We start from the raw sequence: 12,369 nt of genomic DNA, 5'->3' as shown, positions 1-12,369 counted from the left end.
AGCAAGTCATGAAGTAATGAGGGAAATATTAACTTAAATTGACTATCTGAATAAAAAGGTAATTTATGAAATTGCATTTTTCAGTAAATTGGATTTCTGCGGGAGTTTCTTTGGCTATATCTCTGATGCTTTTGGTTACTTTCGCTGCATTAAACAACACTACCGAAATTAAGGAAAATGTTGCTCAAGTTCAACATACTTCTCAAACACTCAATACTTTGACAGATTTTTATGCAGCAATGACTGTGGCTGAATCAGCACGACGGGGGTATATATTTTTGGGCAGTCAACAAGATTTGGATCGTTATCAAACTGCTATCAATAATATTAAAAATGACCTCAATCTATTAGATATTCAAATACATAAAAATATCAATCAAAGACAGAGGTTAAACAATTTAAAATCATTGTTTAATCAAAGATTATCTCTGTTAGAAGAATCTATAAAACTTTATCAAAAAGATGAAAACGCATGGCAACGGCAAAATAAAATTACCGAACTTAGTGTTAAGCTCAGAGAGCAAATTATAACGATATTTTTAGAAATTCAAGGGGAAGAACAAAGTTACTTGAAAACTTATCTCCAGCAGTCAGAAAATGGTATTCACTTACGAATAATCATGGAAATTATAGGAACTTTTTTAAGTTTGTTAGTAATTTGCATTTTATGTTTTGTAATTGAGAGTCAATCGGTGAAACGAGAACATATTAAATCTTTAGAAGCTTCCTTAGCTCAAGAAAAAAAGATTGGTGAACTCAAGGTTCAGTTATTTTCTATGATTTCCCATGAATTTCGTACTCCTTTAAGTGTAATTTTGCTATCTTGTCAGTTATTAAGGGAAATTTTGATAGAATTAGTAGATGAAAAAGAGTTAAAAAATCTCTACCGGATTCAGTCTTCTGCTAAGTTAATGAATCACCTATTAACAGATATATTAACTTTGACTAGAGCGGAGGCAGGTGAACTAGATTATAAACCTCAATTAATTAATGTGGAAAATTTTTGTTTAAATTTGCTGGAAGATGTGCAAATGTTTAGTCGCACAACTCATACTATTAAGTTTATCAAACATGGTCAATCTTTTCGGGCTAATCTAGATGAAAAGTTACTATATTCTATTTTGAGTAATTTACTGTTAAATGCTATCAAATATTCATCACCAGGGGGTAAAATTTACTTGTTTTTAAATGCTCAACAGGATGCTACTATTTTTCAAGTGATAGATGAAGGTATCGGTATTTCTCCAGAGGAACAGGTGAGGCTTTATGAGCCTTATTATCGCTCGGAAAATGTTGAAGGTATTGTTGGTACTGGGTTAGGATTACCAATTGTGAAAAAATGTGTAGATCGACATCAAGGAGAAATTTTTGTAGAAAGTAAAGTGGGTGTAGGAACAACTTTTACTGTGAAAATTCCTATATAGCAGGAGTCGTAGGGGCGAAGTAGGGGCGAAGTAGGGGCGAAGCATTCGGAAAATAGCCTGGTCATAAAATTGATAATTTCTTGCCCGAATGCTTCGCCCTTACAGGAAAATAGCCTGGTCATAAAATTGATAATTTCTTGCCCGAATGCTAATGCTTCCAGCACGCTTCGCGAACGCCCTTACAGGAAAATAGCCTGGTCATAAAATTGATAATTGGTTGCCTGAATGCTTCCCCCTCTCTTCCTTTGCGTCTTTGCGCGAAACTCTTTTCTACTTCGCAGCTTTAAACCACTCTGTCACCCCATCCGCTAAAGTCCGCGCCATTTTCCTCTGTTCTTGGGGGTTGACTATTTCCTCAAACTCCTGGGGGTTAATCATAAAACCTAATTCTAATAATACTGAAGGTGCAGCAGCAGGACGAGTCAGGGCTAAATTATTCCAAAACACCCCATAATGAGGTTTCTTCAATGTTTTTACTACATGATTTTGCAAAAATATTGCTAAACTATGTGCTTGTGGATGATACCAAAAAGTCCCAAAACCTCTGGTTTTTTCGGCATCGCCATCATCTGGTAAAGCATTGTAATGAATAGAAAGGGCGATCGCCGGTTCTTCTTTTTCAATTATCTGCTGACGTTCCACTAAAGACACATCCCGATCATCTTCCCTTGTCATCACCACCTTTGCACCCCGTTTTACCAACTCATCCCGCAGTAACTTAGAAATTACCAAGTTGGCATCTTTTTCTGGATACCCAGTCGGACCAATTGCACCAGACTCTTTACCACCGTGACCAGGATCAAGTAATATCTTAATACCAGATAAAGGTAGGCGTTTTCTGTTGTGAATCTTAGGTGCATGGCGCAAGGTCAAAACCAGCGTTGTGTTGTCGTATTTCAGCTTATATCCCCACTGTTGGAAGTTTTTGAGGTTAAAGGTATATTTCACCTGTTTAGGACTCACCTGTTGCCAATCCAGGCGATAAATTAAGGGGTCATCATCCAGGCGAATGGTGTCTGTTTGAGCAATAGTATTGTAAAGGGTGAGACTAAAAGTGCGATCGCCGAAGGCGGGGCTTTGTCCATCGCTCTGTTCCACACTTACAGGTATGGGCATTTGTAAAGGAAACCTGATTTCTGTTCTATCAGACAAGCGACGATATCCCACACTACGAATTACAGTCTGTGGTGGTACTGCACCTGGTATAATTCTAGTTTCTTTACTATTGATCCAAGCCCCATAGTCTAAGCGAAGCCAATCACCTTCTCTACCTGTAACTGTCGCTCTTGTTCCCTGTGGTAGTGGTGTCAGTCGAGAATAATCTGTACTAGGACCTGTGCGAGCAACACCTGATGTTGCTGACACTTCCACAACTGGCAACTGTGCAGGTGCAAGAATTTCAATTTTGCCCTTACCAGTTTCAGTGATAGTCTGACCATTCAATGTCAAACTATATTGAGGTTGTCCTAAATCAGCAGCATTGGCCACTGTTGTACAGCCTTGATATTTGTTAGGACTAGAAGTTGTGGGTTGATTTCTTCCGGTTAGTACACCTGAATTAGCAGGTAATTGCGCCTGTGGTGGTTGTGGTAATAAGGGAATGGTTTGTTCGGCCAACTTGACAGAAACACCAGCTTGAGGAGGTGCAACCGCACCAAAACAAATCAGTTCTCCCGGTAGTTTGGCAATATCAACAGCAGGAGTCAGAGAATCTTTAGCAAAGCCTAAACCTTGTGGTAATTCTGGTTGAGTAGAAAGCCTTGTTACTTTAATCTCTCGTTCCTGATTTTGGTAACGTACCTTAAATACATTCTCCCCTAACTGTAAAGGGAAACTGGGAGAAAAATGACCAGCCTTGCTGCGGTTAATTAGTCTACCATTGATGAGAACTTCTCCATCTGGTGGTGCAGTACCGATAAAAAATATTTTTTCTTTACTGGTTTGGTAGTTTGTTGGGGGAAAAACTACTAGGAGTGATGTTTGTGCAAAAGCAACGGAGGAGGTAAGCAGACAGTTAAATACTACTAATCCTAAGAGTTTTTTCACGGCAAAACACAGAAGATTTTACGATAATGACTGTGAGACAATGAGCAATAAAGGATAAAGAATGAAGCATAAAAAGTGAAAATTCCGAAGTCAGGAGTCAGGGGTCAGAATATTTGATAAATCAGTAAATGAACGAATCATGATTTTTGGCGTAACCGTTAAAAACCTGACTGCTAAAAGCTGACGAGGTAGCTTACCTTTAAGCATTAGCTGAATGTTTACTTCATAATTTAGCCCTTGGGCGCACGCTTGATCCTTCAAGAGACAGGATGTATTTTTAGAAGTTGCTAGAAATTGAAAATACTATGACTAAGTTTATCTTTGTAACTGGAGGCGTTGTTTCCAGTATTGGTAAAGGCATTGTAGCAGCAAGTTTGGGGAGGTTGTTAAAATCTAGAGATTATTCTGTCTCTATTCTCAAACTTGATCCTTATATTAATGTTGATCCAGGTACTATGAGTCCCTTTCAACATGGGGAAGTTTTTGTTACCCAAGATGGTGCAGAAACAGATTTGGATTTGGGACATTATGAACGTTTTACTGATACTTCTATGTCCCGGTTAAACAGTGTTACTACTGGCTTGATTTATCAATCTGTGATTAATAAAGAACGCCGGGGAGATTATAATGGTGGGACTGTACAAGTAATTCCCCACATTACCAATGAAATTAAAGACCGAATTTTAAGAGTTGCTAAGGAAACTAATCCAGCGGCAGTAATTACGGAAATTGGCGGGACTGTGGGTGATATTGAGTCTCTACCATTTTTAGAAGCTATCCGTCAGTTGCGGAAAGAGGTGGGAAGACAGAATGTTTTGTATATGCACGTCACCCTTCTCCCTTGGATTGCTTCAGCAGGGGAGATGAAAACCAAACCTACACAACATTCTGTTAAAGAATTGAGATCCATTGGTATTCAACCAGATATTTTAGTCTGTCGTTGCGATCGCCCCATCGGTGTGGGTTTAAAACAGAAATTATCGGAATTTTGTGATGTACCAGTAGAATGTGTGATTACCTGCCAAGATGCTAGTAGCATTTATGAAGTACCTCTGATTTTAGAAAAAGAAGGACTGGCACAACAAACTTTAGACTTGTTGCAAATGGAACAACGCCAGCCTGATTTAAGTCAGTGGGAAACAATGGTAGAAAGAATGTATAGTCCTAAATACAGCGTGGAAATTGCCATTGTTGGTAAATATGTGCGTTTAAGTGATGCTTATCTTTCTGTGGTTGAATCCTTACGTCATGCGGCGATTTCTACTTACGGTGATTTACGAATAAGATGGGTAAATTCAGAAACCCTAGAAACTGAGTCAGCGGAAAATTATCTTGCAGGTGTGGATGGTATTCTCGTTCCTGGTGGTTTTGGTAGTCGGGGGATAGATGGCAAAATTGCCGCGATTAAATTTGCACGCGATCGCCAAATCCCCTTTTTAGGTTTATGCTTAGGAATGCAATGTTCTGTGATTGAATGGGCGAGAAATGTTGAAGGTTTAGCTGATGCTAACAGTGCCGAATTTGACCCCTATACCACAAATCCTATTATTAATCTTTTACCTGAACAACAAGACGTAGTAGATTTAGGTGGAACAATGCGCTTAGGTTTGTATCCTTGTCGAGTGCAACCGGGTACAATAGCCTTTGATTTATATCAAGAAGAAGTCATTTATGAACGTCACCGACATCGTTATGAGTTTAACAACTTGTACCGCAACGCTTTATTAGAGTCTGGTTACGTTGTCAGTGGTACTTCTCCCGATGGAAGGTTAGTAGAAATAGTTGAATATCCCAAACATCCATTTTTTATAGCTTGTCAGTTTCACCCAGAATTTCAATCTCGTCCGAGTACACCCCATCCTTTATTTAAAGGTTTCATGGAAGCTGCTATTTCCCGTACTCATCACAGTAAGAATACATCTAAACCAGTGCAGGTTTCCTAATTTGGTGATTGGTGATTGGGGACTGGTGATTGGTGACTGAGAAAATACAAATAATTTCCCCCTGCACCCTGCACCCTGCTCCTCTGCTTCTTCCCCAGTCACCTGTCACCTGTCACCTGTCACCAGTCCCCAAGCTAACTTAGCAGCACCTACCATTCCCGCTGAATTACCTAGTTCTGCTGGTAAAATTTGTAAACCTAAACGGGATGTTGGTAAAACTCGCTTTTCTATTTCTGCTTGCATTGCTGGTAAGAAATACTGAAAACTCGCACTTACACCACCACCAATAATTACCGCTTGGGGTGTGAGTACATATATTAAACTTGTTAAACCAATTCCCAAATCTTTACCATATTCTTGCCAAAATGTCAAGACTTCAATATCACCATTTTGGGCAAGTTTACCTAATTCTGCGGGTTCTTTTCCTGTGCGACGACGAATAGCGGCAATTGATGTATGCTGTTCTAAAGAACCTTGATTACCACTATTACACATTGGACCATCGGGGTTAAGAGTAATTAAACCTAATTCTGCTGCTGCTCCTTGATGTCCCACAAATAATTTACCATCAAGAATAATCGCACCACCAACCCCAGTTCCCAAAGTTAGTAAAATTAAATGTTGAAAACTACGGCCTGCACCTAACCAAGCTTCTCCCAAACCTGCACAGTTAGCGTCATTAGCTAGGATAGTGGGTTTGCCAGTTTTTGCTTCTAGCCAATCTGCTAAGGGTACATCTTGCCATCCTACCAGATTAATGGCAACTTTGGCAACTCTGCCCGCAGCGTCAGCAGGTCCGGGAGTTCCCACACCGATAGCTATACTTTGATTATCTGGATCAATTTGAGCGATCGCCTCTATCATCTTTAATAATACAGCTTCTGGTGTTGCTGGTTGGGGAGTATCCACAGTTATAGATTGTAAACATTTACCATCTGTTGTAAAACGTCCTAACTTAATTGCTGTTCCACCTAAGTCTATACCGATTACTTGCTGCACTGTTTAATTCCTAAATCTTGATTTTATGAGAATATATTTTAACGCAGATAAACGCAGATAAACGCGGATAGGGATTGATAAATTAATGGATTTCATGATTCTGTGTAGCTGCACATATTTTTGGTATAAAATCAAGGAAATAATTTATTAAGTATTTATTCTTATGGATATTTATCAACTTAAAAAAAAGGCAGATATTTGTTTACAACAAGATGATTTTACCACGGCTATTAGTATTTATGAACAATGTCTGGATTTAACACCTGATCATATTACTTTATTTTGGTATTTAGGATTATCTTGGTTATTGTTGGTAGATGCAGAAAAATGTCATGAAGTTTGGTTATCAGGTTTTGCAAATAGAGAATTTGCTGATGATAATGAAGCTTTGAGCGAATTTATTGATTTTCTCAAAAAGCAAAGTCAAGAATATTTGAATATCAGAAAATATGCCATAGCTCAAAAAATTTATGAGGCTATTTTAGAGTGGGATGATAGTCAAGCTGAAGTATATTATAACTTAGGTTATGCAATAGCAAATCAAGGAGATTTAGAAACAGATATTTCCTATTGGGAAACTGTTGTGCAAATTCAACATGTAAATTGTGTATGTATTGCAACGGATAGATGTTAAAATTATGTAAAGTAGCTATCCTATAAATACAATAAATATTATAAATATTATAAATATACTATTATGTATACAAAAATAATTTAAATTGGGTAATTTATTCATAGAGGTAACAAAAATTCTCTCATCCCCAAAGAAACCACTATGAAACTAACCATAAAAGCTAAGTTGATGCAGCATCTACTGATCAAAAATCAAGTTAATGCAGGTTTTACTATTATTGAATTGTTAATTGTATTTATTCTGATTGGTATTCTATCAGCGATCGCTCTTCCTTCCTTCCTAAGTCAAGCTGCAAAAGCACAACAATCAGACGCTAAAAATTATATAGGCGCATTTAATAGAGCGCAACAAGCTTACAGAATGGAAAATTCAGCTTTCGCTGGGGATATAGAGACTTTACAACTGGGTATTCCTACTGTAACCAATAATTAGAATTATAACATTGCAGCAGATATTAATACTACTACGGTTACAGCAGTAGCTAATTACGCTGCTGCGCTTAAAGGTTTTAATGGTGGTGTGACTGTTTTCTTAAGTGGACTTACTGTAAGTGTTGCTTGTCAAACTGCAGGAACATTAGCTAATAATCCTATTACTGCTCCTAGCTTAACTTATACGGGAGCAATTTGTACAGGAACGATGGTTAGTATGGATTAGGAATTAATTCTTTTTAGTAAGAATCTGCACATTAGCAACAGTGTAAGACTTAATATGAGATTTTTCCGAAGTTATCAGCGGTGCGCCTTTTAATATACCAGATAAAGCAACGGAAAGCATTAAACCACCGGTAGCAGCTGCAATTAAAGTAAATTTATCGTTCACAGAAGTATCTCAGTTTTGTTGTTAGTTATCAAGAGTCAGGAGAAAGACTTAGTTTTTCTCACCCAGTCACCAGTCACCAGTCACCAATCATCTATTTTCTCTTCTCAAACGAGGATTGACAAACTCATTCAACCCTTCACCAAGTAGTGATAACCCTACTACCATGATAGTCATTGCTAAACCGGGAAAAAGGGTGGTCCACCAAATACCTGTGGGTAGTGCTTCCAGAGCTTGTTTTAAATCATAACCCCATTCGGGTACATCTTCGGGTAGTCCTAAACCCAAAAAGCCTAAACCACCTAATACTAATATGGCATCTGCGGCGTTAAGGGTAAAGAGGACGGGGACACTTTGAATAACGTTGAAAAATAGATATCTTGATAATACAATCCAGGTAGAAGCGCCCATTGCTTGCGCTGCTTCGATGTAGACTTCGGTTTTAACGCTGACGGTGTGGTTACGCACAACGCGATAATATTGGGGAATGTAAGCAATACTAATGGCGATCGCCGCATTTAATATTCCTCTCCCTACCACAAAAGCTAAGGTAACAGATAGCAGCAAACCCGGTAAAGTGTAAATGCTATCCATGAGAAATAATAAAGTTTTATCTAATTTTCCTCCTAAATAACCACTTACCATTCCCAAGGGTACACCCACAATCATACTTAATGCAGTGGCTAAAATAACTACTTGCAGTGCTGCTTGTGCGCCAAAAATTGTTCTGGAAAAGACATCATAACCCAAGCGACTTGTACCAAACCAATGTTTTAAAGAAGGTGCGTCATGAATAGGGTTACTTAAAAATTCTTTGGGGTTTTGTAACCATCCCCACTGTTGGAAAACTGGGGCAAAAAAGGCTAAAAAGATAAAAAATAAAGTCATTGCTAAACCTATCAACATAAATCGCTGGGATAGGTTAGATTTAGCAAAGTTTAAAAATCTTGGTATGCGGCTTTTTGTAATAGTCATTCGATTTTAGATTTTAGATTTTAGATTTTAGATTTTGGATTTTCCTATATACAGCAGATTGCATATCAATGAGGTACAGAATCAAAATTAAAACCTATACACAAAGCCAGTTTCACTCATGACTCCTGACTCCTGACTCCTGACTCCTGCTGTATTACAATAACCAATTTTCTAATTTAAGTCCTTCAATTCTGGATAAATCGGAATCATTAGAAACAAGAATTAAATCTAAGATAATTGCTGTTGCTGCTATTAAAATTTGAATCTAGTAAATAATTCACAGTGTTATTTTCCTTCTACCGCTGCATCAAAAATCGCTATTTCTTCGGGTGATAAGTCGTTCAATGTCCCTGCAACAGTTTCTAACACAAGAATTTTATCAATTCTTCTGGTTAAATCATGTTCTTTAATTGCTCTCATTTCCTCTGGTGACAATCTACCAAATGATTCTATCAGCATTTCTGTCATTTCATATTGGTCTAATTTGACTTTGTAGAAACTACTTCCTTGAAATAATTTATCTACCAATGTGGAAATACGTTCTGTTAGTTCTTGTTGATACTCGGTTATTTGTTCTTGCATGGTTTTGACTCCTGATGACGGCTGAATATTTACATTATACAGCAGATTTCATCTGAGTGAGGTACACAGGGGCGTGCAGGATGCCCACCCCACAAGAGTTTTACAATAGACTTCTCCAAAATAGAATGTATTAATTTGTCATAAGTTGTAGGGGCGAAGCTTATGGGCGATAATTTAACGAAAAAATCAGACATCTAGATATCCCATAAGCTTCGACCTGCCCCCATAAATAAGTTCCATAATTTCTTTTCTGGAGATGTCTAATTAATATCTGTACCTCATTGATCTGCAATCTGCTATACTGGCATGAAAATTATATTATAATCTACACTCTTACAAACTAGCTTGAAAAATTTGATTAGCAGTTAATTTTAACTCTGGGAAAGTTGGTGATATTATTAAATCATCATCTCTAAATTGACTAACTTGATATTCTCCTTCTATCAGTTGATAAAGTGAAATAGTTGGTTGTTTAGGATTGCCAATAAACACTCTACCACCTAAAGCAGCATAATCTACAATCCAATATTCCACAATACCCATTTCCTCATAGTCAGCAAGTTTTTTATGGTAATCATCACGCCAGTTTGTACTGACAACTTCAACTACTAAAGGAATTGAAGCTGATTCACTAATTGTAGATGATTTTTTCCATAAAGGTTCATTAATTAAATTAGAACGATTTAACAATATTATATCTGGTAAGTATCCTGATTCTTTTTCTGGTGGTTTGATAAAAGCTGTTTTAGGAATGAAATAAGGAAGTTTTAGACGTTTATATTCTGTGACTATTTCTTCAACTAAAAAGCCAATAATTTCTTCATGTTTTCCTACTGGTGGTGTCATTTCTACAATTACTCCATCATATAATTCATAGCGAACTCCTGTATCTGGATACCACTCTATAAACTCGGCAAAAGTTATTAATTTAGTTTCAGGTAAAGCTTGAATCATAATTTATATTCTTTGGTTTGAATAGTTATCATATTGTTTGTTTGGTGATTGGTAATTGGTAATTGGTAATTGGTGATTGGTAAAAATAAAATTTATTACCCATTCCCCAGTCACCAGTCACCAGTCCCCAGTCCCCAGTCCCCAGTCCCCAGTCCCTACAAATTACTTTCTATCAACTGTCGATATTCACTTTTCTGTTTTACACCTTTCACTTCTTTTACCAATTCCTTATTCTTAAATATCTGTACCGTCGGTGTTCCTATGATGCCGGCATTCTCCGCTATGTCTCGATCTTGGTCAATGTCAACTTCAACAAAGTGAATCTTACCATCAAATTCATCGACGACTTTATTTAATATCGGTTTCAAGGTGTGACAAGGACCACAACCAGGAGACACATATTTTACCAACAACAAGCGATCGCTCTCATGGAATAATTTTCTTAAAGCATAACCCCCATTATGCCTTGTTGCTTGTAAATTAAATTCTGCTGCTGTTTCTGCTTTCTGGGTTTCTGGGTGGGGTGTTGTTCCTTCAATTTGGGTTTGATGGAACTCATGAATTAAATTCTTTGATGATAACCATCTTTCCGCTAACATGGCCGCCATACAACCAGTACCTGCTGCGGTAATCGCTTGTCTAAATTCATGGTCTTGCACGTCACCGGCTGCAAATACACCCTCTAAACTGGTTTCTACACCACCATGTTTAGTGATAATGTACCCCACCTCATCCAGTTCTAATAGTCCCTGAAATAACTCTGTATTGGGCTTGTGACCAATGGCGTAAAATAAACCTTTAGCGGGAATGGTGCTTTCTTCCCCAGTTTGTTTATTAATAACTTGTACACCGGTCATATTACCTTTACCAATGACATCTACCGCTTCAGTGTGCCAATGTACTTTAATTTTGGGGTTACTCAAAACTCGGTCTTGCATAGCTTTAGAAGCCCGCATTTTATCAGAACGGACTAATAAATGCACTAAAGAACCATATTTAGTTAAATAAATAGCTTCTTCTGCTGCTGAGTCTCCTGCACCAATAACCGCTAACTCTGCACCGCGAAAGATGGGGGTTGCACCATCACATATAGCACAAGCGGAAATTCCCCGACTCCAAAATTGATGTTCACTTGGTAAACCTAAGCGTTTAGCTGTTGCACCAGTAGCGATAATTAAACTATGGGCTTTTACTTCCCTTTCTTGGGAACGGATAGTAAAAGGACGTTGACTCAAATCAACTGATATCACATCTTCAGTATATAATTCTGCGCCCCACCGTTCTGCTTGGGCTTTCATGTTATCCATCAAGTCTGGTCCGGTGATACCTTGGGGAAAACCTGGGAAGTTCTCAACTTCCGTGGTTGTCATGAGTTGGCCTCCTGGTAAACCACCTGCTTGGAAACCTTCAAATACTACGGGTTTTAAATTTGCCCTTCCTGCATAGATAGCTGCGGTGTAACCAGCGGGTCCAGAACCGATAATTACTAAGTTTTCTACTGTGTTTTCTACTTTGGAATTTGTCATACTAGTATACAAACTCATAACGACTACGTTTAAGTTAGTATAGCATAACTCAAAGATCCCCTACTTCTGACATTAATTTAGGGGATGCTGAATAAATGTAAAACCCAGAGATATCAAAGGTTACAGGGTGATAAACACAAAAATAAGTGCAAGGTTTTTCAAGGGTATAGCTGAAAAAGCGTGCATTTTTTGAGATTTCCAGAGAGGGCAAAGAAATTTTCAAACCTCCTCCTGACTCCTGTAAGGGCGAAGCATTCGGGCGATAAATTATCAATTTTTATCACAGGTTATTTTCCTGTAAGGGCGAAGCATTCGGGCGATAAATTATCAATTTTTATCACAGGTTATTTTCCTCTAAGGGCGAAGCATTCGGGCGATAAATTATCAATTTTTATCACAGGTTATTTTCCTGTAAGGGCGAAGCATTCGGGCGATAAATTATCAATTTTTATCACAGGTTATTTTCC

Annotated in this window: 14 protein-coding genes and 1 pseudogene; 6 read left to right on the top strand and 9 right to left on the bottom strand. The window is 37.9% G+C overall.

The features are described from left to right. Positions 1–65 precede the first annotated feature (65 nt). A complete protein-coding gene (locus tag PN497_RS15040) occupies positions 66–1,424 on the top strand; it encodes a sensor histidine kinase (RefSeq protein ID WP_096565326.1) in 1,359 nt (452 codons plus the stop codon). A gap of 270 nt (positions 1,425–1,694) precedes the next feature. Here the strand turns inward: PN497_RS15040 and PN497_RS15035 are convergent, their stop codons facing one another. After that, the gene (locus PN497_RS15035; protein ID WP_096565324.1) at positions 1,695–3,470 is read right to left on the bottom strand and encodes an N-acetylmuramoyl-L-alanine amidase; all 1,776 of its coding nucleotides are present in this window, start codon (positions 3,468–3,470) and stop codon (positions 1,695–1,697) included. Positions 3,471–3,775: 305 nt separating this feature from the next. Between PN497_RS15035 and PN497_RS15030 the strand changes: the two genes are divergently transcribed. Then, positions 3,776–5,413 carry a CTP synthase gene (locus PN497_RS15030; RefSeq protein ID WP_096565322.1) on the top strand — a complete coding sequence of 546 codons (1,638 nt, stop codon included), beginning with the start codon at positions 3,776–3,778 and terminating at the stop codon, positions 5,411–5,413. Here the strand turns inward: PN497_RS15030 and PN497_RS15025 are convergent. Continuing rightward, on the bottom strand, positions 5,391–5,522 hold the full coding sequence (locus tag PN497_RS15025; protein ID WP_272110559.1) for a hypothetical protein: 132 nt from the start codon (positions 5,520–5,522) through the stop codon (positions 5,391–5,393). The genes PN497_RS15030 and PN497_RS15025 overlap by 23 nt on opposite strands. Further along, positions 5,519–6,412 (bottom strand): ROK family protein, encoded by an 894-nt coding sequence (locus PN497_RS15020; protein WP_096565320.1) that lies wholly within the window; start codon positions 6,410–6,412, stop codon positions 5,519–5,521. The genes PN497_RS15025 and PN497_RS15020 overlap by 4 nt, the downstream gene beginning before the upstream one ends. Positions 6,413–6,575: 163 nt before the next feature. Between PN497_RS15020 and PN497_RS15015 the strand changes: the two genes are divergently transcribed. From PN497_RS15015 to PN497_RS15005, 3 genes are all read left to right on the top strand, one after another. Beyond that, positions 6,576–7,046 carry a tetratricopeptide repeat protein gene (locus PN497_RS15015; RefSeq protein ID WP_096565318.1) on the top strand — a complete coding sequence of 157 codons (471 nt, stop codon included), beginning with the start codon at positions 6,576–6,578 and terminating at the stop codon, positions 7,044–7,046. Between the two features lie 141 nt (positions 7,047–7,187). Next, positions 7,188–7,478: a type IV pilin protein gene (locus tag PN497_RS15010; RefSeq protein WP_096565316.1), complete on the top strand. Its 291-nt coding sequence runs from the start codon at positions 7,188–7,190 to the stop codon at positions 7,476–7,478. Between the two features lie 87 nt (positions 7,479–7,565). Then, the gene (locus PN497_RS15005) at positions 7,566–7,703 is read left to right on the top strand and encodes a hypothetical protein (RefSeq protein WP_272110558.1); all 138 of its coding nucleotides are present in this window, start codon (positions 7,566–7,568) and stop codon (positions 7,701–7,703) included. 3 nt (positions 7,704–7,706) lie between these two features. On the opposite strand, the gene PN497_RS15000 is transcribed toward PN497_RS15005, so the two are convergent. From PN497_RS15000 to trxB, 6 genes and pseudogenes are all read right to left on the bottom strand, one after another. Beyond that, positions 7,707–7,868, bottom strand: coding sequence for a hypothetical protein (locus tag PN497_RS15000; protein WP_187041981.1), 162 nt, complete (start codon positions 7,866–7,868; stop codon positions 7,707–7,709). A gap of 87 nt (positions 7,869–7,955) precedes the next feature. After that, positions 7,956–8,840, bottom strand: a complete 885-nt coding sequence (locus tag PN497_RS14995) for an ABC transporter permease (protein WP_096565314.1) — start codon at positions 8,838–8,840, stop codon at positions 7,956–7,958. Positions 8,841–8,994: 154 nt separating this feature from the next. Then, a pseudogene (locus PN497_RS14990) lies at positions 8,995–9,099 on the bottom strand (VapC toxin family PIN domain ribonuclease); the annotation flags it as partial. A gap of 26 nt (positions 9,100–9,125) precedes the next feature. Further along, positions 9,126–9,422 (bottom strand): hypothetical protein, encoded by a 297-nt coding sequence (locus PN497_RS14985; protein WP_096565312.1) that lies wholly within the window; start codon positions 9,420–9,422, stop codon positions 9,126–9,128. Positions 9,423–9,755: 333 nt separating this feature from the next. Then, entirely contained in the window at positions 9,756–10,376 is a 621-nt protein-coding gene (locus PN497_RS14980) for a Uma2 family endonuclease (RefSeq protein ID WP_096565310.1), read from the bottom strand. Positions 10,377–10,531: 155 nt separating this feature from the next. Next, the gene (trxB, locus tag PN497_RS14975; RefSeq protein ID WP_409349331.1) at positions 10,532–11,920 is read right to left on the bottom strand and encodes a thioredoxin-disulfide reductase; all 1,389 of its coding nucleotides are present in this window, start codon (positions 11,918–11,920) and stop codon (positions 10,532–10,534) included. A 171-nt stretch (positions 11,921–12,091) separates the two neighbouring features. Here trxB and PN497_RS14970 point away from each other — a divergent pair. After that, on the top strand, positions 12,092–12,369 hold a 278-nt coding region (locus tag PN497_RS14970), incomplete at its 3' end, for a hypothetical protein (protein ID WP_272110554.1).

The organism is Sphaerospermopsis kisseleviana CS-549 (genome assembly GCF_028329225.1).
Classification (GTDB): Bacteria; Cyanobacteriota; Cyanobacteriia; order Cyanobacteriales; family Nostocaceae; genus Sphaerospermopsis; species Sphaerospermopsis kisseleviana.
Note: the sequence above shows the minus strand (reverse complement) of the source record. Positions and strands in the feature narration are given on the sequence as shown.